Source organism: Acinetobacter sp. GWC1_38_13 (genome assembly GCF_001767535.1).
GTDB lineage: Bacteria > Pseudomonadota > Gammaproteobacteria > Pseudomonadales > Moraxellaceae > Acinetobacter > Acinetobacter junii.
In genome coordinates this window covers 15,843-39,508 of the sequence record NZ_MELG01000071.1, presented here as the reverse complement: position 1 = coordinate 39,508, position 23,666 = coordinate 15,843, and the positions used below count along the sequence as shown (strand labels likewise).

Annotated in this window: 23 protein-coding genes and 1 pseudogene; 15 read left to right on the top strand and 9 right to left on the bottom strand. The window is 37.3% G+C overall.

The window, feature by feature from the left end:
* Positions 1-76: 76 nt before the first annotated feature.
* The 7 genes and pseudogenes from A2003_RS07155 to pal all read left to right on the top strand — a co-directional run.
* Positions 77-754: pseudogene (locus A2003_RS07155) on the top strand (hypothetical protein); the annotation flags it as partial.
* 150 nt (positions 755-904) lie between these two features.
* Positions 905-1,312, top strand: coding sequence for a tol-pal system-associated acyl-CoA thioesterase (gene ybgC, locus A2003_RS07150; protein WP_004913566.1), 408 nt, complete (start codon positions 905-907; stop codon positions 1,310-1,312).
* A 24-nt stretch (positions 1,313-1,336) separates the two neighbouring features.
* Positions 1,337-2,035 (top strand): protein TolQ, encoded by a 699-nt coding sequence (gene tolQ, locus A2003_RS07145; protein WP_004913568.1) that lies wholly within the window; start codon positions 1,337-1,339, stop codon positions 2,033-2,035.
* Complete coding sequence (tolR, locus tag A2003_RS07140) at positions 2,035-2,487, top strand: protein TolR (protein WP_004913571.1); 453 nt, start codon at positions 2,035-2,037, stop codon at positions 2,485-2,487. The genes tolQ and tolR overlap by 1 nt, the downstream gene beginning before the upstream one ends.
* Before the next feature lie 3 nt (positions 2,488-2,490).
* Positions 2,491-3,726, top strand: coding sequence for a cell envelope integrity protein TolA (gene tolA, locus A2003_RS07135; protein ID WP_286687059.1), 1,236 nt, complete (start codon positions 2,491-2,493; stop codon positions 3,724-3,726).
* Between the two features lie 100 nt (positions 3,727-3,826).
* Positions 3,827-5,110, top strand: a complete 1,284-nt coding sequence (gene tolB, locus A2003_RS07130; RefSeq protein ID WP_286687058.1) for a Tol-Pal system beta propeller repeat protein TolB — start codon at positions 3,827-3,829, stop codon at positions 5,108-5,110.
* 22 nt (positions 5,111-5,132) lie between these two features.
* Entirely contained in the window at positions 5,133-5,699 is a 567-nt protein-coding gene (pal, locus tag A2003_RS07125) for a peptidoglycan-associated lipoprotein Pal (protein ID WP_004952979.1), read from the top strand.
* Between the two features lie 45 nt (positions 5,700-5,744).
* Here pal and A2003_RS07120 read toward each other — a convergent pair whose 3' ends face one another.
* A complete protein-coding gene (locus A2003_RS07120) occupies positions 5,745-5,939 on the bottom strand; it encodes an NF038105 family protein (protein ID WP_286687057.1) in 195 nt (64 codons plus the stop codon).
* Positions 5,940-6,115: 176 nt separating this feature from the next.
* Between A2003_RS07120 and A2003_RS07115 the strand changes: the two genes are divergently transcribed.
* From A2003_RS07115 to A2003_RS07095, 5 genes are all read left to right on the top strand, one after another.
* On the top strand, positions 6,116-7,087 hold the full coding sequence (locus A2003_RS07115) for a class 1 fructose-bisphosphatase (RefSeq protein ID WP_099948306.1): 972 nt from the start codon (positions 6,116-6,118) through the stop codon (positions 7,085-7,087).
* A 57-nt stretch (positions 7,088-7,144) separates the two neighbouring features.
* Positions 7,145-7,921, top strand: coding sequence for a TrmH family RNA methyltransferase (locus A2003_RS07110; protein WP_286687056.1), 777 nt, complete (start codon positions 7,145-7,147; stop codon positions 7,919-7,921).
* A gap of 157 nt (positions 7,922-8,078) precedes the next feature.
* Positions 8,079-8,690: an RNA polymerase sigma factor gene (locus tag A2003_RS07105; RefSeq protein ID WP_004913592.1), complete on the top strand. Its 612-nt coding sequence runs from the start codon at positions 8,079-8,081 to the stop codon at positions 8,688-8,690.
* Entirely contained in the window at positions 8,683-9,006 is a 324-nt protein-coding gene (locus A2003_RS07100; RefSeq protein WP_004913595.1) for a hypothetical protein, read from the top strand. The genes A2003_RS07105 and A2003_RS07100 overlap by 8 nt, the downstream gene beginning before the upstream one ends.
* On the top strand, positions 8,996-9,385 hold the full coding sequence (locus tag A2003_RS07095) for a DUF3106 domain-containing protein (protein ID WP_039908195.1): 390 nt from the start codon (positions 8,996-8,998) through the stop codon (positions 9,383-9,385). Before A2003_RS07100 ends, A2003_RS07095 begins: the two co-directional genes overlap by 11 nt.
* Before the next feature lie 56 nt (positions 9,386-9,441).
* On the opposite strand, the gene A2003_RS07090 is transcribed toward A2003_RS07095, so the two are convergent.
* The 4 genes from A2003_RS07090 to cxpE all read right to left on the bottom strand — a co-directional run bounded on the left by A2003_RS07090 (position 9,442) and on the right by cxpE (position 15,822).
* Positions 9,442-11,898 carry a CSLREA domain-containing protein gene (locus A2003_RS07090; protein ID WP_286687055.1) on the bottom strand — a complete coding sequence of 819 codons (2,457 nt, stop codon included), beginning with the start codon at positions 11,896-11,898 and terminating at the stop codon, positions 9,442-9,444.
* Positions 11,899-11,916: 18 nt separating this feature from the next.
* A complete protein-coding gene (gene rbtA / locus A2003_RS07085) occupies positions 11,917-13,797 on the bottom strand; it encodes a rhombotarget A (RefSeq protein ID WP_286687054.1) in 1,881 nt (626 codons plus the stop codon).
* Between the two features lie 112 nt (positions 13,798-13,909).
* A complete protein-coding gene (locus A2003_RS07080) occupies positions 13,910-14,608 on the bottom strand; it encodes a DnaA ATPase domain-containing protein (RefSeq protein WP_004952956.1) in 699 nt (232 codons plus the stop codon).
* Between the two features lie 20 nt (positions 14,609-14,628).
* Positions 14,629-15,822, bottom strand: coding sequence for a chloramphenicol efflux transporter CxpE (cxpE, locus tag A2003_RS07075; protein ID WP_005403013.1), 1,194 nt, complete (start codon positions 15,820-15,822; stop codon positions 14,629-14,631).
* Positions 15,823-15,955: 133 nt separating this feature from the next.
* On the opposite strand from cxpE, the gene purM reads away from it, so the two are divergent.
* Positions 15,956-17,026 carry a phosphoribosylformylglycinamidine cyclo-ligase gene (gene purM, locus A2003_RS07070; RefSeq protein ID WP_286687053.1) on the top strand — a complete coding sequence of 357 codons (1,071 nt, stop codon included), beginning with the start codon at positions 15,956-15,958 and terminating at the stop codon, positions 17,024-17,026.
* Positions 17,023-17,652 (top strand): phosphoribosylglycinamide formyltransferase, encoded by a 630-nt coding sequence (purN, locus tag A2003_RS07065; protein WP_286687060.1) that lies wholly within the window; start codon positions 17,023-17,025, stop codon positions 17,650-17,652. Before purM ends, purN begins: the two co-directional genes overlap by 4 nt.
* Before the next feature lie 51 nt (positions 17,653-17,703).
* On the opposite strand, the gene A2003_RS07060 is transcribed toward purN, so the two are convergent.
* Both A2003_RS07060 and sppA read right to left on the bottom strand, forming a co-directional pair.
* Complete coding sequence (locus A2003_RS07060) at positions 17,704-18,495, bottom strand: alpha/beta fold hydrolase (protein WP_286687052.1); 792 nt, start codon at positions 18,493-18,495, stop codon at positions 17,704-17,706.
* Positions 18,496-18,669: 174 nt separating this feature from the next.
* The gene (sppA, locus tag A2003_RS07055) at positions 18,670-19,692 is read right to left on the bottom strand and encodes a signal peptide peptidase SppA (RefSeq protein WP_004913625.1); all 1,023 of its coding nucleotides are present in this window, start codon (positions 19,690-19,692) and stop codon (positions 18,670-18,672) included.
* A gap of 138 nt (positions 19,693-19,830) precedes the next feature.
* Here sppA and A2003_RS07050 point away from each other — a divergent pair, with 138 nt between their 5' ends.
* On the top strand, positions 19,831-20,775 hold the full coding sequence (locus A2003_RS07050) for a lysophospholipid acyltransferase family protein (RefSeq protein ID WP_112986236.1): 945 nt from the start codon (positions 19,831-19,833) through the stop codon (positions 20,773-20,775).
* Positions 20,776-20,782: 7 nt separating this feature from the next.
* On the opposite strand, the gene A2003_RS07045 is transcribed toward A2003_RS07050, so the two are convergent.
* Together A2003_RS07045 and A2003_RS07040 are read right to left on the bottom strand one after the other, a co-directional pair.
* Positions 20,783-23,197, bottom strand: coding sequence for a DNA internalization-related competence protein ComEC/Rec2 (locus tag A2003_RS07045; RefSeq protein WP_286687051.1), 2,415 nt, complete (start codon positions 23,195-23,197; stop codon positions 20,783-20,785).
* Positions 23,198-23,282: 85 nt separating this feature from the next.
* The coding region (locus tag A2003_RS07040; protein WP_286687050.1) for an ABC transporter ATP-binding protein at positions 23,283-23,666 on the bottom strand (384 nt) is incomplete at its 5' end.

Genomic DNA, 23,666 nt, shown 5'->3' with positions numbered 1-23,666 from the left:
CAATCATCGGAACGGTAATTTATATCTCGATTTGCTTAAATTACTCCGTAACAATCCTCTTTAACTTCCTAAGCCCCATATTTATTATGGCATTTATGCTGGTAATAACTTTAGATGTTCAAAAGGCTCATTTACAAAAAATAGCGACAAGAGCATTACATTCAATGACTGTGAGTTTATGGATTATATAAATGATGACAGCAGCTCTATAACTCGCTTAGGTATTTTCACCATCTCTGGATCCGTAAATAGCAAAGTAATATCATCGGCAGATTCTGCACGTTACGAGACCTCATTAAAGAACTTCAAAATCATTCCACCAAGTGATTCGAGTATTACTTTCAATGGTGACTTTGTCAGTAAATACAACCAAGCCACTACTCAATATCAAATCAAAGAAATGGTACTAAGTGTATTTGATGATGAAACCAAAAAAACGCAACAGTTGATGATTAATAATTATCAACTCAATGTGAATATTCTTATGCTTACTGCACTAGGAAATATTCAAGGTACTCCTGAAAGTAAATTTTTCTCAGTCAATTTCAAAAGTGATGTCAGATTTGAAAATGATACAGATAAAATAGCTTTCTATCCTAATTTTGCTGAAATTATGATTGAAGACACTAACAATATAAAAAATACAATTAAGATTTCAAACACGAGCAATTACAAGGCTTTAATCAGTGCATATGCAGATGGTATAACAGTAATTGGATTCCCTAAAACAGTTGAATGGGATGAACTCAATTAACCTTAAATAATTGTCTTTTCGATCAAGCCCTACATGTTAGGGCTTTTTTTATGCGCATCAAGAATATGTTATTTATTACTATTTCCTTAGTCTCATCGAGAACATATCATTCCCTCATCGCTCCCAGTACGAAACCAATAGGTAAAAGAAATGGCAAATCATTTTGAATTCAACATTCGCGTTTATATTGAAGATACAGATGCAGGCGGTATCGTCTATCATGCCAATCATATCCGCTATATGGAGCGTACTCGAACAGAATGGCTAAGAGCAGCTGGCGTTGATCATTATTGGCACCAAGAGGATTACAATTTTGTGGTTCACCAAATTCAGGTGAAATATGTACGTCCAATATTAATGGATGATTTAATTACCGTTACAGCACGTGTTATTTCGTGTAAAGCCGCATCTTTTGTGTTGCAACAAAATATTTATCGTGGTGAAATCTTGCTGGCTTCAGGTGAGGTTACGTTGGCATGTTTGAATAAAGACATGATGCCACGTCGACTTCCTGACGAAATTCGTGATCTGATTCAAAAAGAATTAGCACAGGACTAAAAATAAACTTTCGGCACTTAACTTATGGCAACAAATTTAGAATCTTCTCTGCATATCTCTGACCTGATTTTACAAGCAAGCCCTGTCGTACAATTGGTGATGCTGATCTTATTACTCGCTTCTATTTATAGCTGGTATTTGATTGCAAAATTGCATATGGGTTTCAAAAAAGCAGAACAAGATGACGAGCATTTTCAAAAAATGTTTTGGTCAGGTGCCGAATTAAATACGCTTTATAATAATGCCCAATTAAACTCAAAGCGTCGTGGTCTTGAAGATATTTTCTATCAGGGCTTAGGTGAGTTTTTAAAATTACAGAAGCGCAAAGCTGATACTACACAAACGATTGAAGGTACAGAGCGTATTCTTCGTGTAGGTTTAAGTAGAGATCAAGGCGGCTTAGAAGTTGGTCTTGGCTCTTTAGCTAGTATCGGCTCAGTTGCTCCTTATATCGGTTTGTTCGGAACTGTTTGGGGGATTATGAACGCATTCATCGGTTTAGCAGCAGTTGATCAGGTTACATTAGCCACGGTTGCACCAGGTATTGCCGAAGCACTAATCGCAACTGCTATCGGTTTATTTGCAGCAATTCCTGCTGTACTTGCGTTTAACCATTTTACCGCTAAAGGCGAAAGTATCTATTCTGACCGCGCCCTATTTGCTGAGGAAATGATTGCACTTCTACAACGTCAATCAATTGGAACGACACAGGAAGATGCATAATGGCAATTCAGCGATCTGGACGTTTCGAGCGCATCAAAAAACCACTTAAAAGTGACATGAATGTCGTCCCTTATATTGATGTAATGTTAGTGTTATTGGTCATTTTCATGGTAACTGCACCGATGATTACCAGTGGCATAAAAGTTGATTTACCCCAAGCCAATAATCATCCTATTGAATCTAAAGATATGCCAGCGATGGTGACGATTGGTAAAGATGGCAATATCTATTTGCAGTATGAAGATTACAAAGACAGTGAACCACTAACACTCGAACAACTTGAAACTGTTTTAGCGAAGGCACAACAACAAGCCGAACAAGATAATAAACAACTCACTGTTCTCGTGAATGGTGAAAAATCACGCCCTTATGGTGAAGTTGTATCACTGATGGCAAGCCTACAAGAAGCAGGTTTAACACAAGTGGGTTTACTGACAGAGCCTTTAAAATAAGTTATGAAAAATATTCACGAGCCACCATTTAAGCAAAACGCTATCGCACTTGGCTTCGCATTTGGAGTTCATGCGATTGCTATTGTAGGCTTACTTTTTTTAGGTTTAAGTAAACCGCCCGAACCTCCTAAGAAACTGACGACTGTCTTAGTAAAACCTGAAGACTTTCAACCACCCTTAGCTAAAGAGGTTGAACAGGAAACAACTTCAGAAAATCAGGCTAATGAAATATTAAGTCCTATTGTTGATAATACTCAACCTGAAAATATTCCTGTTACACCTCCAACACCTACCCCTCAACAACTTGCTGCAGAGAAAGAGAAACAAGAGCAAGCACAGCAAGCGAAATTAGCTGAACAAAAACGTAAGAGTGAAGAAGCTGCTCAAGCAAAGCAAGTAGAACAGCAAAGAAAAGCTGCAGAAGCATTAGCAGCAAAACAACGATCTGAAGCAGAAGCAAAGGCAACTGCTGAAGCTAAGCGTAAGACTGATCTAAAAGCAGAAGCTGATGCAAAAGCACGCCAAAAAGCTGAACAGGATGCTAAATTAGCACAACAAAAAGCTGCCGAGAACGCAAAGCTAAAAGCCCAACAAGATGCAAAACGTAAAGCTGATGCTGAAGCTAAGGCAAAAGCGAACGCTGATGCTAAACGTAAAACTGAAGTAGATGCCAAACGCAAAGCAGAGGCTGATGCGAAGGCAAAAGCTGAGGCGGAAGCCAAGGCAAAAGCGAATGCTGATGCTAAACGTAAAGCCGATGCAGATGCAAAAGCTAAAGCCGACGCAGATGCTAAACGTAAAGCTGATGCAAAAGCGAAGACAGAAGCTGATGCAAAGGCTAAAGCGGAGACTGACGCTAAACGTAAAGCCGATGCAGAAGCTAAAGCTAAAGCAGATGCGGAGGAAGCAAAAGCTTCTGCTGCAAAAAAAGCCGAGCAAGAAGCTGCTCAGAAAAAAGCTGAAGCTAAAAAAATTGCCTCAACAGCTAAGCGTGATTTTGAGAACAAAATCAAACGTGCATGGAATATTCCATTAAGCTCATCTGGTCAAAAAGCTACAGCTCGAGTCACACTGAATGATAGTGGTGCAGTTATGTCTGTGATTGTTAATTCTTCTGATCCCGACATGAAAGCTAGTATTGAAGCAGCAGTTCGTGCAGCCGCTCCCTATCCAATGCCTGAAGATCCTGATGCGCGACGTGAAGCAAGAAGCTTTACTTCAAGTTTTACTGCAAAATAGTAATGAATAGTTAACGTTACACGCTTTTAATAGCACAAAGCATGTAACTATGCTAAATAATTCAACAGCCACAAAAATACGAACGCAAGTAATTGTAACTATGGATAAGACTCGTAAGCACCTCATCTCTCTAGCAGTATTTACTGCAATTAGCGCAGCAATCCCTGTTTCTGCATTTGCACAGCTTCATTTAGAAATTGCAAAAGCACCAGAACAAGCGCCTAAAATTGCTATCATCCCTTTTACAAATGACAATGCAATTTATCCAATTGTTGAAAATGATTTAAATCGCTCAGGTCGCTTTACAAGTGCATCAAAAAATCTACCTGCATCGGCTGCATTAAATCAAATTCAAGTGGCAGATTGGCAAAATGCTGGTGTTCCATATGTTGTTGTTGGGCAAATCAAACCTATTGATGCAAATTCATTTGAAGTTCACTATCAACTTTATGACGTACAAAAACAGCAATATCTCTTGAATGAGGTTTTAACTGTACCGAGTTCACGTATTCGTCAAGCTGGACATATGATCAGTGATGCAATTTACCAAGCATTAACTGGTATCGCAGGTGATTTTAGTGGTCGTATCGCATACGTACTTCGTAATCAAGCAACACCCGCTCAACGCTATACATTACAAATTGCAGATACTGATGGTGAACAGCCTAAAACGGTCTTGTCATCACGTGATCCAATTTTGTCACCAACATGGTCACCAGATGCAAAGAAAATTGCGTATGTTTCATTTGAAACGAAACGCCCTGCTATTTACTTACAAGATTTAGCAACAGGTCAACGGGAAGTTCTAGCAAGTTTTAGAGGGCTCAATGGAGCACCAAGCTTCTCTCCTGATGGGCAATCCATGTTATTTACTGCGTCTATGCATGGTAATCCCGAAATTTATCAAATGAATCTAAATACGCGCCAAGTTAAGCGTATGACAAATGATTCTGCAATTGATACCGAAGCACGCTATGCACCTGACGGCAAGTCATTTATCTTCACCTCAGATCGTGGTGGTTCTCCACAAATATATCGCTACAGTTTTGATGATGGTTCTGTAAAACGTTTGACATTTAGAGGTGCATTTAACGCACGTGGTACACTGAGTGCTGATGGTAAAAAGATTGCTTTAGTACACCGCCCTAGCGGAAGTAGTTATAAAGTTGCGTTACAAGATATCAATACAGGTATTACCAATATTTTGACACCAACAAGCTTAGACGAATCACCAAGCTTTTCACCTAATGGGCAAATGGTTGTATACGCAACTCGTGAAGGTAGTCGAGGTCTTTTATCAATCATGTCTACTGATGGTCGTTTCCGTATGAATTTACCAAGTGAGCAAGGTGAAGTGCGCGAACCAGCTTGGGCACCGAAATAAATTTTATTAATTGGAGAACTTCATGAATATTAAATATCTTACACTTCCTTTAATCGCGGCAACACTTGTATTTACTGGATGTGCAAGCCGTAAACCTGCTGCTGAAATTACCACAGGCAATACACCAAATGGTTCCACAACAGTGAACACAACAGGATTGAGTGAAGATGCTGCATTGAATGCACAAAATCTTGCAGGTGCGTCTTCTAAAGGTGTTACTGCGGCAAATAAAGCATTCTTGGCTAAACGTGTTGTTCACTTCGACTATGACAGCAGTGACCTATCAAATGAAGACTATCAAACACTTCAAGCTCATGCACAGTTTCTAGTCGCAAATGCAAACTCTAAAGTTGCACTTACAGGCCATACTGATGAACGAGGTACTCGTGAGTACAACATGGCTTTAGGTGAACGTCGTGCAAAAGCAGTTGAGAGTTTCTTGATCACCAATGGTGTGAATCCACAGCAACTAGAAGCTGTAAGCTATGGTAAAGAGGCACCAGTCAATACTGGACATGATGAAGCGGCTTGGAAAGAAAATCGTCGCGTTGAAATTAACTACGAAGCTGTCCCACCATTATTGAAATAAACTTACAAATAAAAAAAGCTCACTAACAGTGAGCTTTTTTATTTCTTAATCATTTCGCGAAGTCTGCCGATTATCATGATCTGATTGCATCGACTCAATCAAATCATGTTTATTAAACTCTTTATACTCAGGTTTTGCTTCGTACTCTTTCCAAGCATCTTTGACATTTTCTTTAGAAATTTGTTCTAAACTAATCGGTTCGCTTGGCGTGGGAGTTGCATCAAAATTTTTGGTTGTCATCGTTGTTCTCCAAACCTCCTGTTTAGTATGCAATCAACATAGCATGTAATCTGATTCTTGTAATCATAAAAACAACATAAATAAAGTAAGATAATTTTTATTTTGGGACGTTCTCATCTAGAATAGCGAAAATATTTTTATCAACTTTTGACTCGGCTAAATTGGAGCTATTTAATATGTCAAACCAGACCTTATCCCAATACTTAGAACAACAACATGGGAATTTGACACCTGAGTTGGCACAAGTCATCGAAACGATTGCAAACACTTGTAAGACAATTGATCAAGCACTTCAAAAAGGCGCTCTAGCAGGAATATTAGGTAGTGCTGAAAATGAAAATGTGCAGGGTGAAACACAAAAGAAATTAGATGTGATTTCAAATGATTATTTAATCGATGCTTTGAAGTCACACCCACAAGTCGGTGGCTTGGCTTCTGAAGAATTAGATGATTTCACGCCAGCACAAGAAAACGGTAAATATCTCGTACTTTTTGATCCTTTAGATGGTTCAAGCAACATTGATATTAATATGTGTGTGGGTACAATTTTCTCGATTTTACCTGCAAAAAATGCGGTAACTCAATCTGCTGACTTTATGCAAGCAGGTACAGAACAAGTCGCTGCAGGCTATGTACTTTACGGACCATCAACCATGTTGGCATTAACAGTTGGTGCTGGTGTTGTGTTCTTTACTTTAGATCCAAATACACAAACATATTTATTAACGACAGAGAACGTACAAGTTTCTTCAGACACTCAAGAGTTTGCAATTAATGCATCAAATCAACGTCATTGGGAAAATCCTGTAAAACGTTATATTGATGAACTTTTAGCTGGAAAAACATCTGTACGTGAAAAAGATTTTAACATGCGTTGGGTTGCATGTATGGTTGGGGATATTCATCGCATTTTATGTCGCGGTGGTATCTTCTTATATCCTTACGATTTAAAAGATCCTAAAAAAGCAGGTCGTTTACGTTTAATGTATGAAGCGAATCCTATGAGCATGTTAATTGAACAAGCAGGCGGAGCTTCAACGACAGGTCGTGTTCGCATCATGGATATTCAACCAACTGAGTTACATCAACGTGTACCTGTTATTATTGGTTCGAGAAATGAAGTTGAACTTGTAACTAGCTATCATTAATCTCTCTTAAAACTCAGAGCGTCATAGACTTATGATGCTCTTTTGGACAATTTATTTATGGCTGTTATCTTTCTAGAATCAAAAGACAATGCAAAAATCAAACATTTGCGTGGTTTAATCGAGTTAAATAGTGCTCGAAAAAAGCATCAACAAACTGTTCTAGAAGGTACACATCTCTGTTTATCTTGGTTACAACAACAAAGAAAAATCTTTTCTTTATTTACAACTGAGCAAGCTTTGGATCATCCTGAGCTGCAAGAAATTATTGAAATACATCAAGGTCATATTTTTATCATAAGTGAAGTACTTTACAAAGATTTGAGTACATTAGGGACTACCCTAGCTTGCTTAGCGATTGTTGATCTTCCAAAAACCTCGCAAACCATCGATTTCAGAGCTGATACTTTAATCTTAGAAAATGTTCAAGATCCTGGGAATGTCGGGACATTGCTTCGTTCAGCAGCCGCGGCGAATATAAAACAAATCATTTGCACCCAAGGTTCAGCATCTCTTTGGTCTCCACGTGTGTTGCGTGCAGGTATGGGCGCTCATTTTAGTGTTAACTGTTTTGAAAATTTTCAGTTAACCGACATTCTTCCAAAATTTGAAATCCCTGTTTTTGTAACCAGCTCACACCGATCAACAAGCCTTTATTCAAAAGATTTAACTCAAACCTGTGTCTGGATCTTAGGAAATGAAGGTCAAGGTGTATCTGATTATGCACTTGAGCATGCAGAAGCTGTCACTATCCCACAACCTGGTGGTCAAGAATCTCTAAATGTCGCGATTGCTGGATCAATCTGCTTTTTTGAAATGGTCCGCCAACGTCAATAAAACGTTAATTTACTTTAAATGCGCTTTATTTGCGGAAAAAATCAATTACACTGCTAAAATAATTGCTTAAGTTGTCAACGCATTCACCATTTTCAACGTTATATAGATAATGAATTGATAATAATGGTGGGTATCCATGACAGGATTTTCCATCTCTATGGATTTAGCACCTAAACAGGCTCAAACCGATAGCGGTACACATACAGGTACTGTTGAACAACGTCTTCGCTTTTTTATGCAAGACGTTACAGGTCGTGCGCTTGTAATGATGGAAAGTGCAACACAAGGTCAACAAGGCATTGCTATGGATTTAGTGCAAGAAGCATTTATCTCATTGCACAAATCATATTCAGATAAAACAGTGGATGAATGGTATCCCCTGTTTTACACCATTCTAAACAATAAATTACAAGACTGGAGACGGAAAGAAGCACGCAGAGCAAGCCCTTTCTCTTTGTTTAAAAAAATTAGTATAGATGATGACGAAGAACTAATTGATGTAGTTGATGAATCAACACCCAATCCATTCGAATTTCTAAATCAAGAAGTAACAATGGAAGAAATTCAGGATGCAATTCATAAATTACCTGTTCGTCAACAACAAGCATTCATGTTAAGAGCATGGGAAGGATTTGACACGATCACTACAGCTCAAATCATGAATTGTAGCGAAGGTAGTGTAAAAACCCACTATCACCGTGCAATACAAGGACTCAGAATCGCTTTAGAGCATTTAAATCCACATTCGGGAGGTTCATCAGATGAATAAAGATGAGTTCACCAAACAAGTGACTTCCAAACTAGACCAACTAGCAAAAGAACAGCATCATAATAAAATGCTGGTCATGAATCATGTTTTAGATACGGTCCAAAAGAAACCGACATCTTACTACAGTATTTGGAAAATGACTGGTTTTGCTTTGGCCGCTGCAATTACAGGTATTGTAGTTTTACCAAACTCAATAGATTTAGCAGATAAGCCACAAAATCAAGTAATCGTAAATCCAAAACTTTCACCACAAATGGTCGAAGATATGGAAATGTTAATGGCGTTTGGCGAGGATCGAGTTCCACATGGCAGCTAAAAAGTTAGCACTTGTTGTGTGTACGTTAGGCTTATTGCAAACAAGTTTTGCAAGTTCAGAACGTTTTTGGGTTTTTTCAAAACCAAATAAACCGACAACAGAAGAAACGTGGGAAGATCTATCACCTGAAGAGCAGCAACTCTTAATTAAACGCTATCAAACATTGAAAGAAATACCAACCAACCAAAGCACGCAACTACAACAGCGTATGGAATGGTTTACGCAGCTACCTGAAGATGAAAAGCAAAAAATGCGTGATGTGTGGCAGAAAATGAATACTCAAGAACGCAACACCCTGCGTAAAAGAATGCAGAATGCCAGTAGTGAAGAGCGCGTATCAATCAGAGAAGAATATCTAAGCAAATATGCAGAACATTAAAAAATTATTTTAACATATAAAAAAAATAGCGCCCTAAGGCGCTATTTTTTTATCTTTTATTTTCTAAAACGACGGTAAGCTAATAAACCTATTATGCCAAATATTGAAAACACCCCAATACTCCCTCCGCCATTGTTACTTGCATTACGCGTATCATCAGTAGTGGTCGCTGTGCTAATAACACTTACTGTAGCAGTATTAGAAATAGCACCATCAGCATCATATACCTGATAATTGAATGAATAGTTAAATGGGTTGAATGTATTAGATTCCTTAATATAAATATTGCCACCGTAACATGTTTCTTTTTGATCAGGTTCTGGGCATGCACCTTGGCGATCAGCAGTCACAACTAAATTTTTAGTTGGAACATTAGACAATCGTATTGGTAATTCAATCCCATCAGCATTTCTCCAGAATTGAGGCTTATTCGGTTCATTATCAGGACCTTTACCACCCTCACCAGTATCACCAAAATCATTAGATAATTTTAATAAATCTAATGAAACAGTTTGATTCTGCTGATATTTTAGTGTCACAGATGTATTTTTAGCCTCAGGAGCCACATTGACGAATGCCGCTTTGATCAAACCTGAGGATTTAATACTAGAATCAGTTCTCGATTGAATCGTATATTTACAGAAAATCTTATCACCAGCTTGAGTGATGCTATCATCTTTTCTATAAAGAATAATTTGCTCAAGATTACTATTCCACTCACAGACTATGTTTGGTTTATCACCCACATCGATATTCGTAATCGAGTCATTAATCTGGCCCGTTCCCAGAACTTCTGTTGTGACGATATAATTCTCGTTATTAAAAAATTGTATTCTGTGACTACCATCACTCAGCACAATCTCTTGAGGTATTGGTAGTTGATATCGACTTAAATCGATATAAATTGCCCGATAATGTAAATTTTTATTTAGATTTTCATTTAATTTTTTAAATTTTTCTAAATTATACTTATCAGAAGTAAGCAATAGAGGATCATCTGGATTTTTGATTAGAAATTCATATCTCTCAATTTGCGCCTTGTAACCATCAATTATTTGTTTGATAGAGGTATTCGATAAATCCTCTAAATCACCAGCCGTTAATTTCATTAATTCAACAGAACCAATATCACAACTATTTCGAGCATTAGGATCATAGAACAAAGTACCATCAACAATACGTGCGATTCCTCTTTGATCTTTTGACCCACAATTATCACTTTCAGCTGCACTCACATCCACTAGATCTGTTGTCGTTTTATTATTATTTGGATAATAGAGTGGCATAAATGCCGTACTTTCAGATGCAGGTTGCAAACTACTTAATAATGTTCGCAAATTATTGATATTACTTATATTTAAATTTGTATGTTTTCCATCTGGTATCACCTCTTTAGGCAAATCACATTTATTAGACCCCGTTAAAGTAAGCGCATTATAGTCTAATAATAGCTGCGTTAATTTTTCTTCTGATGCTGGTCCAAGAAGATAGCGACACGAATAACTACTGATATTATGAGATAGAATATTAAAACTTAATAATTTCAGACCAAGTTTATCGTATAAAAAAATAGTATTGGCTTGGTTTTCAACAATTGTGTTACTCGTTAATTCAAGGCTACTAGCATTACTTAAAATACTAGATGTGTTATTAGTCGTATTGCCTGCTTTTGTGTCTCCTGTAAACTTCAGCACAGTACCATTTGTAGAATTACTAATATTTTGTGCAATTGTATTTGTGCTTAAATTGACAGTAGGTTCGCCACAGAAATCAAATATACTTACAGAACTTGTTGATCCATTTTGAATTATACTGCTTGACGATATATCAATTTTTCGTTGCGAGTAGACGTTATCATTAAAACAACTCATTCCCAATACACTACCAACTGGGGATTGATTATTCCGAATTACTGCGTTTGATATAGATAAACCTGTAGTAGGCCCAGCAAGAAAAATTGCACCACCTGAAATACCAGCTTGTGAAGCCAAAATACGAACATTTTGTAAAGCAATGTCAGCACCAGCATAAATCGCACCACCACGATCATTTGTTCGTGCATTTTTAAGAGTTATATTGTTCAGAGTAAGGGCTTTTGAACCAATTGTTGTATTAAAAATACGCGAAGAATTATTCCCATCAATAATGGTCTTATTCTCAGTCTGCGCAGGATACTGATTAGTAATTAGACTTCTCTTCTCCCAATCAACAGGTAATGCACCATAAATCACAACATTAACATTCGGTGCCAGTTCTTTCTTCAATACATAAGTACCAGCTTCTAACTGAATTTGTTTTCTAGTAGCAGATAAAATATCAGATACTGTACAGCCACCATAGTTTCTCCTAATCTCAGCAGCTTTTAGAGCTTCACGCAATGAACATGCGTTATTGTTCTCACCATCTTCGTCAACGAACGTATTAACTTTAATAACATCATTGCTTGTCGCAGCGAATAATGGCATCGTTGCAACGATCATGGTTGCTAAAATTCCTTTTTTATAATTTTTCATCTCAATCAAATCCCTTTATCAAGCTTTAAATCTTCGGAAACCAATTAATCCTAATAACATTAAAATTGATGTTAATCCCAAACTACCACCTGAAACATTTACTGTTTTACTTTCAAAATTATTTGGTGGATCTTGAACAATCGTTGTAGGAATGGTGATGTAATAATTTGAAACATCGTTGAAACGTGTTGTTGTTGTAATAATACGTAAATTAAATTTGTCAGCACCATGCCAATTGCTATTTGGTGTATAAACAACATTACCAAATTGATCAATTGTAAGTTTACCTTTGGATGGTGTTAATGTCTGTTGCACTTCAAGGCATCCTGGCTGCCAAGTTTGACCATCAGAACGTTTTCCTAATATACGCTCACAAGATGCAGAATCTAATAGTTCTCCATCTAATAGGCTTTCACTTATATTAAATTTAGCAATCTGACCATAAAGAATGTCTTGACCAGCAATTGGAACTTCTGATCTGTTAATTACAAGCTCTATTGCACCTAGATCACAAAGCTCGTCATATCCGCTTCTATTTTTACCGCGCTGATCGATTAACTCACAACTTGCCAAACCAATAGAACTACCATCACTGTAAATCCGCCCCTTATTCACAATTAATGAATCAGATAGAGTTGAATATGATGACAATAACCTTGGTTTAAAGAAACCAACCAATTGATCTTTTGGTGTAGTAAATGGACATAGCAGACCATCTGCAGGAGGTGCATCACATATATCTTTTTCAACACTGTCACCGGCAATTAATTTATGCTTTAGATTATTTTTATCCCACATAAAATTTGGTCGTTCAGCAGGTGCTTGTAAATTACAGTCTGATGTTGTCAGCGTACTTTGAACGACTGACTCATCATCAGATGATGTAACACAATTTGTAGTACCGTTATCAACAATTATACTATTTGATACAAATGCACTTGGAAATTTTTCTTCTGTAGTTGTCTCCCCAGTTGTTGTCTTGGAGGTCCATTTGGGGGCTTGTAAATATAATCCAGCAGCGTTTTTAATCATTGTTATATTATTAACAATCATTCCTTCGCGGATATTTGCAACATACCCACCTTTATTATGGAATATTGTCGTATTATTTATGCCAGCAAATCGACTTTGTAATGCTACACCTGTAGTTTCATCTCTAAAACCAGTTTGAACGAATAATATAGCTCCATCTACAGCTGAAGTACCTTGATTATCTCGAATGACTGATTGAAAGACAAGATAACGCGGCATTTCACTGTAAATAACAGCACCTTTATCAGCTTTATTCCCTTCTAAAATACTGTTACCAATTCGTACGATACCTGCCGTTTTTTCAGTATCAGATAAAATACCAGCATTATATATCCCGCCACCCCGTGTTGCGTTACCAGAAGTTAAGCGAGAGTACTGAATATTTAATGCTTCTCGATTATAGATCAGACCACCATCATTTAACTTAGTCGCTGATCCTTTTAAATTTAATTCATTTAAATTAACTAAAATTAATTCTTTTTCTACACTTCCATCATTAATAAAGAAGATTCGATCGCTTCCCACCATTTTTAGTGTCGCGTTATTCGCACCCTTTTTATGATCATTAAAATCACCACTAGTTGCTGTAGTAATCGTCATTCCTACTTTCAACTCAAGCGACTTATTTAATGAATATTCTTTATCCCGCTGTAATACAATAATAGAACTTGCATCTTTATTACCACAACCATGGTAACCATTTTCATATTCTTTTTTGGCGCGATTATTTAGGAAAAAAACTGCTTCACGTAATGAACAAACGGTATCATCCTTATCTTCATCAACTAGTGTAGTGACCTGAATATCTGCTGCATATACATGTCCAGTAATTGCAAATAAAGCACAGGCAAGCGTCCGTTTGAACATACCGTTCTCCTTCTATTTTTCATTTTTCTTCGTATTGCAAATGACAATTTGCAACCACATTCCTTTGTGCGTACTTTGTCATAGCTCTCAAAATTACTCAAGAAATTTTATGCTATTGGCGATATTCATCAATGAGTGCGTAAATTTGCTTGAGTGTTGTATTCGAAAGCTTGGTTTTTTCACCTTTCAGCATTTTTTCAAGTTGAGCCAATGTTTGTAATAACACTGAGGCCTGATGAGGTCCATTATTCAGTAAATAATCTACGATCTGCTGGTCAAAATGAATCCCTCGTCGATTCATCACAGATTGCAATAAGGCTTGTCTATCGATAAAAGAGCTGCCATTAGGGACTTTAACACTGACAGCTTGAGTTAATCGGGATTGTAGGTCTGGTAATTCTAATTTTAATTCGATTGGTGCAACTCGTGATGAAAAAACTAACTGACCTTCATGGTTATTCATCAAATGAAAGACTGCTTTTTGCCAATGCGGAACTCCACAAATCGCATCAACATCATCTAAAGCTACTAAATCATAAAACTCTAATGACGTGATCGCTTCAATAGGTGCATCTAATAGCTCTAATAACGATACTTTAATGGCTGGACGATTTAGTTCAAGATAGGAATCACATATCGCAGATAAGAGATGGCTTTTACCTGTCCCTGCACCACCATAAACATAAAATCTATTGACCAACCCTGTATGTAATTGTCTAATTGCATCAACGATAGGCCCCCATCCTGGACCCGAAAAATCACTAATTCGGGCATCAAGCTGAGGTTCAATATCCAGTTGTAGTTGACGCATATCGTTAATTTGTTCCTCGATTAATCAGGGTGAGTCTTGTTAGATGTATCTGTATCTTGAGTTTTTTCTCCCTCAAGATCAATATCTAATTGCTGCGTTTCAAAATGTACTGGTTGTTCATTGTTCACTTCGAGAACGAATTCTGAAGGCAATCCATATAAACGACTTCGCTCATAATTATTACGGGCGTGCTTAAGTAAAACGACAATAACCGCAGCAACAGGTAATGCAATCAACATCCCGAGAAAACCACCTAATTGCGCTCCCGCTAAGACAGCAAAAACGACTGCAACAGGCGATAGACCAATTTTATCCCCCAACAGGAATGGTTGCAGAATATAGCCCTCTACCATTTGACCAATCATAAAGACAACACCAACTAATAATAGTTGCATCCAATCAATACCAAACTGGAATAATGTTGCAATCACGGCTGCGATAATTCCAACACCAAAGCCTAGGTATGGAATAATACTTGCAAGACCAGCGACCATACCGATAATCAAACCAACTTCTAATCCAATCAGTTGTAATCCAACCGCATAAACAATCCCTAATAAAAGCATTACAAGAAATTGCCCTTTAACAAATGCTCCAAGAACGCTATGACATTCACGAACAATCGTTAAAGTAGAAGCTTCATAAGGTCGCGGAATAAGTCGACGTAAACTATCTAACATTCTTTCCCAATCAAGCAAAAAGTAAAATGCAATAATTGGAATAAGGATTACGATACCACCGAGTTGAATAAAATTAAGACCTGACTGCGCTACGCGTAATGCCATAGTTTGAATGCTATCTGCACTATAGTTGGTCTGAATATAATCCATAACTGCTTTAGACAATTGCTCAGTATCGATTTCCATAGGTACAACATTAAATGTATGAGATACCCATGGTAAGAATGTTGCATTTATCCAATGAATTCCAGCTGGTATGCTATCTCTTGCATAAATCAGCTGCTCCCAAACTAAAGGCGCTAAAAACCATAAAACAACTGTTAACAGAACACCAATTCCAACGAACACTAAACTGATCGCTAACCAGCGAGGCAATCTAAATTTGACAAGTGTATCGACGAGTGGGCTGAACAAATATGCAATAAAGAATGCACCTACAAAAGGTAAAACAACAGGTTTCAACAGATATAAGACCCAGAGGAGCAATGCGAGTCCAGCGAGGATAAAGATGCGGCGCAATACCTGATCTTGCATAAAATCCAGCCTTTTTTTGTGTAATCGTTATAAATAGAAAAAAATTTTAATAAAGATAGCATTTTCGAGCATAAATAACATAAGAGTTTCGTATATTCAGGTTATAATCTGCCGCCAATGCGGAGACTTCACTATGAGCAACTCAACTTCTACCCCAAATACTGGTTTAAGCTATAAAGATGCGGGCGTCGACATTGAAGCGGGCGACGCACTGGTCGATCGTATCAAATCAGTCGCTAAACGTACCACACGTCCTGAAGTTATGGGCGGACTTGGCGGTTTTGGTGCGTTATGTAAAATTCCAAAAGGTTATGAAGAACCTGTATTGGTGTCTGGCACCGATGGCGTGGGCACTAAATTACGTTTAGCGCTTAACTTAAATCGTCATGACACAATTGGTCAAGACCTAGTCGCAATGTGCGTAAACGATCTACTCGTGTGTGGTGCAGAGCCATTATTCTTCCTAGATTATTACGCTACAGGTCACTTAAATGTTGATGTTGCAGCAAATGTAGTAACAGGTATTGGTAAAGGTTGTGAATTAGCTGGTTGTGCATTGGTTGGTGGCGAAACTGCTGAAATGCCTGGTATGTACGAAGGCGAAGATTATGATCTTGCTGGCTTTGCAGTAGGTGTTGTTGAGCAAAGTAAAATCATTGACGGTACTAAAGTAAAATCTGGTGATGTACTGATCGGTGTTGCATCAAGTGGTGCTCACTCAAATGGTTATTCATTACTTCGCAAAATTTTAGATGTTAAAAATGTTGATTTGACACAAATCGTTGATGGTCGTTCACTTGCAGATGTAGCAATGGAACCAACTCGTATTTATGTAAAACCTGTTCTTGAACTTTGCAAGCAAGTTGATGTCCATGCAATGGCTCATATTACTGGTGGTGGCTTACCTGGTAACTTACCTCGCGTACTTCCTAATGGTGCTCAAGCAGTAATCAACGAGTCAAGCTGGAATTGGCCAGAACTTTTCCAACTATTACAACGCGAAGGCAATGTTGAACGCTTCGAAATGTATCGTACATTCAACTGTGGTGTTGGTATGGTTATCGCTGTTGATGCAAATGATGCTGATAAAACAATCGAAGTACTTAACTCGCAAGGTGAAACAGCATGGAAAATTGGTCATATCCAAGAAAATGCTGAATCAGTTGAAGGCGCAGACGAAAAAATTCGCGTGATCTTTGCATAATGAGAATTGCGGTACTTGTCTCTGGCAATGGTAGCAACTTACAAGCCCTGATTGATGCAAATCTTTCAGGGCAAATCATTGGTGTACTTTCAAATAAAGCTGATGCATATGCTTTGGAACGTGCTAAACAAGCCAATATTGCTACTGCTGTCGTCTCACACAAAGACTTTCCAAATAGAGAAAGTTTTGATGAAGCCATGCATCAACAACTATTAGCATGGCAAATTGATTTAGTTATTCTTGCTGGTTTTATGCGAATTTTAACACCAAGTTTTGTCAGCCAATGGCAAGGTAAAATGTTAAATATTCACCCCTCCCTTCTCCCTTACTATAAGGGTATCAATACACACCAACGTGTTTTGAATACGGGTGATCGCTTTCATGGTTGTACGGTTCATTTTGTTACAGCAGAACTTGATGCAGGTCAAAGCATTGCTCAATCTGCGATAGAAGTTCATCTTAACGATACGGTTGAAACACTTGCTCAGCGTGTACACAAACTTGAGCATTTTATTTATCCTCAAGTTGCAGAATGGCTATGTAATGGTCAACTAACTTGGAGAGATGGTCAGGCATTTTTCAATCAGAAACCTTTGGAACGACCAATTCAGTTCGCGCAATTCTAGAATCAAAAAACACATCCTCGGATGTGTTTTTTTATGTCGTATTACAGAGTCTTAACGAATTAGATTTTTAATTTTCATCACTGTTTCTGTCGGATGTTCCAGTGGGAACATGTGCCCACCCTCTACGATTGAAAAAGGAATGCCTAATTTCTTCTTTGCAACCTGAGGAAACTTCTCTTTTAAAAATACACTGTCACTCCCAACCACTAAATGAACAGGCACTTTAGGTTTCGGCATAGGTAACCACCACATTGAAGGCGTTGTCCTAAACAATTCAACTTCATCATCTTTAGGTATCGTAAGTGTCACTCCACCTTTTCGTGGGTCATCTGCTAATGCATGGTCAATATATGCCTGAAAACAATCAGGATCAAAATGTTGATAGAATCCTTTATTTCTCAATAGCTCTGCGGCTTGCTCACGAGATTCCCAGTGATCTCTACGACGTACTGATAAACCTGCAGGCGTAATTTTGTCGACTAATTTGGGTTTAAAGAGCTTTGCAAGATGAAATACAAAAGATGCTTTACCTATAATTAAAGGTGGGTCTAGCATAATCACTTGGGAAAATAATTCAGGACGACGATACGCAGCCATCAACGTCAATACAGAACCTAAAGAGTGCCCTAAACCGATCACCTTACGACCTTTTGATTGCTGAACAATACTATCTATAACTTGATCAACGAGATATGTCCAACCATGGGTAATCGGATAACGTTTGTCTGTTCCTATTTCAGGTACATAAATAATGTCATAATCACTTTTCAAATCATCAAACAGCTTTTGGTAAACTTTTGAAGGCACACCGTTCGCATGAGCGAAATGAATTAAAGGTTTCATAGATTCGTCTTCAAATTTATCGATTGATCAATTATCTCCCGTTCAAAGATCATTACAATTTAAAAGGGAGAACTACAGAGTAATTTATAGAAAGTAAAATGGTGAGAAAATTAAGATCAAGAATCACTAAGCTTCCTTTATGACAAAGAAAACTTAGTGATAAGTCAGATAATATTATTGTAGTTTTGCGTTTTGTTGTGTGTCTAATTGAGTTGCCAATGATGAGCTAATCCCCTCACCAATTTTTGTACCCATTCGACCTAAAATTGACTCAAGCGGATTATGCTGAACAGTGTAATCAACTTTTTGCTCAACCTTCAAATCTCTCATCAAAGTCGTCAAACTACCACTACGATCCGCCACACCTAAGGCAATCGCTTGCTCACCACTCCAGAATAAACCAGAGAAGATCGCAGGGTCATTAGATTTCAAACGCTTACCACGACCTTCTTTAACAGCGTTAATAAAGTGACTATGAACATTATCCAAAACCGACTGAACATGTGCTTGTTGAGTTGGATTGATCGGCTTTGTCATGCTCAAAATATCTTTATTATTACCAGATGTAAGCGTGCGATCCTCAATACCTAATTTTTGAGTTAAACCGCTTAAGCCATAATTTGGCATAATTACACCAATTGAACCAACTAAACTCGATGGATTAACAATAATTTCATCAGCTGCAGATGCAATATAATAAGCACCTGAAGCGCCCATGTCTCCAATCACTGCATAAACTTTTTTAGCAGGATATTGCTTTTTCAAATAGCGAATTTCTTGCCAAATTTCGTCTGACTGAACTGGTGAACCACCAGGAGAGTTGATATTCAAAGCAATTGCCTTACTGCCACTTGCTTCAAATGCGCGCTTTAACGCTTTATTTGTATCTTCACTATTCACAGCAGATTGACTACTTGATGAATCAATCGTTCCGATAATATCGACCACTGCTAAGTGATCACTACTGATACTCGTGGTTGCTTTTTCAGTTGTAGTCGAGCAGCTTTTACTCATTGCAATTAAAACAATCAACAAATAAGCAAAACCTAAACATTTAAAAAAGATACTCCAACGACGACTACGGCGCTGTTCTTCTACAGATGCTAAAACAGCTTTTTCCAAGATTTGCCATTCTTTGCCTGTCACATTATTACTATGTGTTGGTTCGTTTTGTGGTTTCGGTGGCCAATCGGACATAAGATTCCAATCCAATAGATTTTAAAGTGGTTTTATTATATACGCTGATTTACAGAAAACTGTTTAAATAACTTGTTTTAACTTATAATTATTTTGTGCGTTATACTCTTTTCATGTAATTCTAACTACCTCAAATCAATGACCCAGCCTCAAGCAACTAGTTCAAACTACAAACTGATCAAACTATTCAGCAAACAACCAATCCAACTAGGACGTTTTTTTGCACGCATATTGGCTGGGTTATTTAACAGATTTCAATTATCTAAAATTTCTAAAATTATTCGTTTAAACATAAAAATAGCATTTCCTGAACTGAGAGATCATGAGTTACAGATACTCTCTAAAGAAGCAATTCGCAATGAGCTCACGTCTTATTTTGAATTTTTAAGTATTTGGGGTTCAAGTAATCAGAAAAACATTCAGCGTATACATAGCATCACTGGTGAACAGTACTTTCACGATGCTTTAGCAGAAAAAAAAGGACTTGTGCTCGTCATACCCCACTTCGGAACGTGGGAAGTGATGAATTCTTGGTTATCTCATTATACTCAAATGACGATATTGTATAAGCCAGTTAAAAACCCAGATGCAGATCAGTTTGTCCGTGATGCCAGAAGTCGTGAACAAGCTAACCTCGTGCCAACAGATGAAAGTGGTGTACGACAAATTTTTAAAGCATTAAAACAAGGCGGAACAACAGCTATTTTACCTGACCACACACCTGATCAAGGTGGTGATATGATTGATTACTTTGGGATTCCACTAGCATCTAGTAGTCTAAGCGCAAAATTAATCCAAAAAACAAAAGCCAAAGCACTCCTGATCTATACGATGAGAAATGATCAAGATGGATTTGATATGTTTGTGGAACCAATCAATCCCCAAATTTATGAAGGCAATGCTGAGCAAGGAACACTAATTATTCATCAGGCTTTAGAACAACTTATTCGCCGCTACCCAAGTCATTACCATTGGAGTTACAAACGATTTAGTGCCAACAAAAGTTTAAAGAAAATTTATGATATTGATGAGCAAGAGGCCTTAGCTAGGGTCGCTGAAGTTAGATTGCAAAATCAAAAATAAATCACTTTTATTGCAACCGAGTTAACCATTTACGTTGTTGTCTGTACATGGAAATTACGGTATTTGCATGATTGATTTCAAAGGAGATCGATCCGTTTTGGCTGGTCGTCAACAATGGAATATTTAATGCTCGCAATCTTAGCTGTAATTCAATACTCGGATGACCATAACGATTTTCAAAACCTGCGGAAGCGATTGCCAATTTAGGTTTAATTGTTGCTAAAAAATCATAAGCTGAACTATGTTTGCTTCCATGATGCCCCAAAACAATGACATCTACCTCTAAGTCTGGATATTGCTGTAATAGCTTATATTCTGTTTCCCAACCTGCATCTCCCATAATTAAGAATTTGCGATACGGTTTGGCATGTTCAAACTCAATATACACAACACATGAATATTCATTTTGTTGATTTTGAACATAACTCAGCTCCTCTATTTTTGGAGATAGAATCTCAACCTGAGCTTGAGCTAAATTCCATTTTTGACCTTGATGACAAAAAGAAAAATTATCTTTAAATGGCAATTTTTCATTTTTCTCATTTGCATAAACCTTTGTGATCTCGAGGACTTGCTCAATATATGGAAAAGCACCACTATGGTCTTGATCGAGATGCGATAAAATCATTTGATCTAATTTTTCGATGCCCTGCTGTCGAAGAAATGGAACAATGACTCGCTCACCTAAACTGAACATCTCTTCATTATATGAACCACCAGTATCTATCATTAGGTTATGCTGAGCTTGTTGTAAAAATACAGATTGTCCCTGCCCCACATCTAAAATGGTTAGCATAGTCTTTTGTTGTTTTGCACCGAATAAAATAGGTAAGAAACAAACTAAACCCCAAGATTTAGGTATCGTTCCTTTCGGCATAAATAAAATAAAAATCCCGACACTCAAAGCAAATAACGACAATGGGATATAACTAATACCTTGTAAATCAGGTGTCAGTGACATCAAAACATCTAATAATCCGATTAGTATGCTTAACAACATATTATTGAGGGTGAATAAAACTAGACCTAATGAAGGAAAAATTAGCCAAACACATGCAGCAAAAATATCTAGAGGTACAACCAACATGCTTAATATCGGGATAGCAATCAGATTACTGAGTGGTGCAATCCAAGCAATTTGTTGGAAAAAAATGATGACTAAGGGCATTAAGGCGATAAAAATTTTCCATTGTGATTCGATCAAAATCTTGATTGCAAACTTTGTATCCTCAGTTCTATTTTTTATTCTGTCTTTTGGTAGAGAGCTGATCGTTTGATAAATTCTCAATAGGATGAAACATGCACCGTAAGATAGCCAAAAGGCAGCCGACAAGATACTAAATGGATCATATATTAGAAATAAACACGCGCTATAAATTAGTAACTGAAAAGGCTTAATCGCTTGGCTTGTGATAACGAAAAAACTTGCCAAGGCGACCGTCAACAATGTCCTTAAAGCTGGAATTTCAAATCCAACAAAAGCGACATAAACAATGACACTAAATAAAAATGGAAAAACCAAAATAATCTGACGAGGTTGCCATAGATATAAGTTTGGAAAATAATGCTGTAAAACTCTTTGCAATCCCCATGTCAACATGATTGCAAAAATCAGCACATGAGGACCCGAGATCGCCAATAAATGTGATATCCCAAGTTGCTGAAATTTTTTCTTTAAATCTTTAGCTAATAAACTTTCATCACCTGTAAGCAACGCAAGCAACAATCCTTTGTGTTGTAAATTTGAATGAGCAAGCGTTTGCCTAAATTCAAATCGCATTATTTCAATCTTAAGACCGATTTTTTCCAAGAAATGGTCTTGCTCCTTCAAGTATTTCAAATGACCAAGCCTATACACCTCATCTTGGCTTAAAGGTACGATTTGTTCGACTAAAAATGCTGACATTAAATTTTGTTGTAAGAACCATTTTTCTTGATCAAAAACACCTTGAACGGCATAACTGTGTGCGGGTTTGATTGTTCCGTAAACTCGATAATAGCTCCCCAATACAAAAGCTTCTGGCTGATGATCCTTCTCCTTTATGTACATCAACCAATTCACTAATTGATCATGTCGATTTAAAACTACAGCTTGTTGTTTAACACCCTCTTCAGTGAGTTCATTTATTTTTCGAATATAAACAACAGCCTCAAATGGTTGCGATTCTAATTCGCGTAATTCAAGTCTTTTTTCTAGAGCTTGATCTGCATAGTGATACCCTGCACAAAACATTGCCCAAATCGCAGTGATCAATAACAGTGACTTATAAAATGGGGAATGTCCTTTATTTTTTATTTTATAAAAAATAAATAGAAGAGTCGCAATACAGCACCAAATCCACCAAGTGGAATTAATGATTTCAAAATCACGCCCCATAGCTGAAATACCCACAATCCAGCCAATCAATATAATTTTCAACATATATTTATAATTTAAGTTTTTGATTTTTCTGAGGGCAAAATTAAAGCCCTTTTTCAGGGCTTTAACAAGTGATCATAGAAAATATTTAAACCTGATCAATCCATAAACCATCTTGCATATGCAAAATTGAATCTGCCGATTTTGCTAATTGTTCATCATGTGTCACTATAAGCATTGCCATATTGAGTTCTTTTTTTAGATCAGTCAGTAATTCAAAGATACTCAATGCAGTTTTCCGATCCAAATTACCTGTTGGCTCATCGGCTAAAACTACCGCAGGCTTAGTGACCAATGCTCTCGCTAAAGCAACACGTTGGCGTTCACCACCGGATAACTCACCAGGTTTATGTTCCATTCGATGAGACAATCCAACACGATCAAGAAGATATTCAGCTTGTTTTTTCACGTCTTTATAATTGCTTTCACCACGCAACATTAAAGGCATAGCGACATTTTCTAAAGCAGAAAA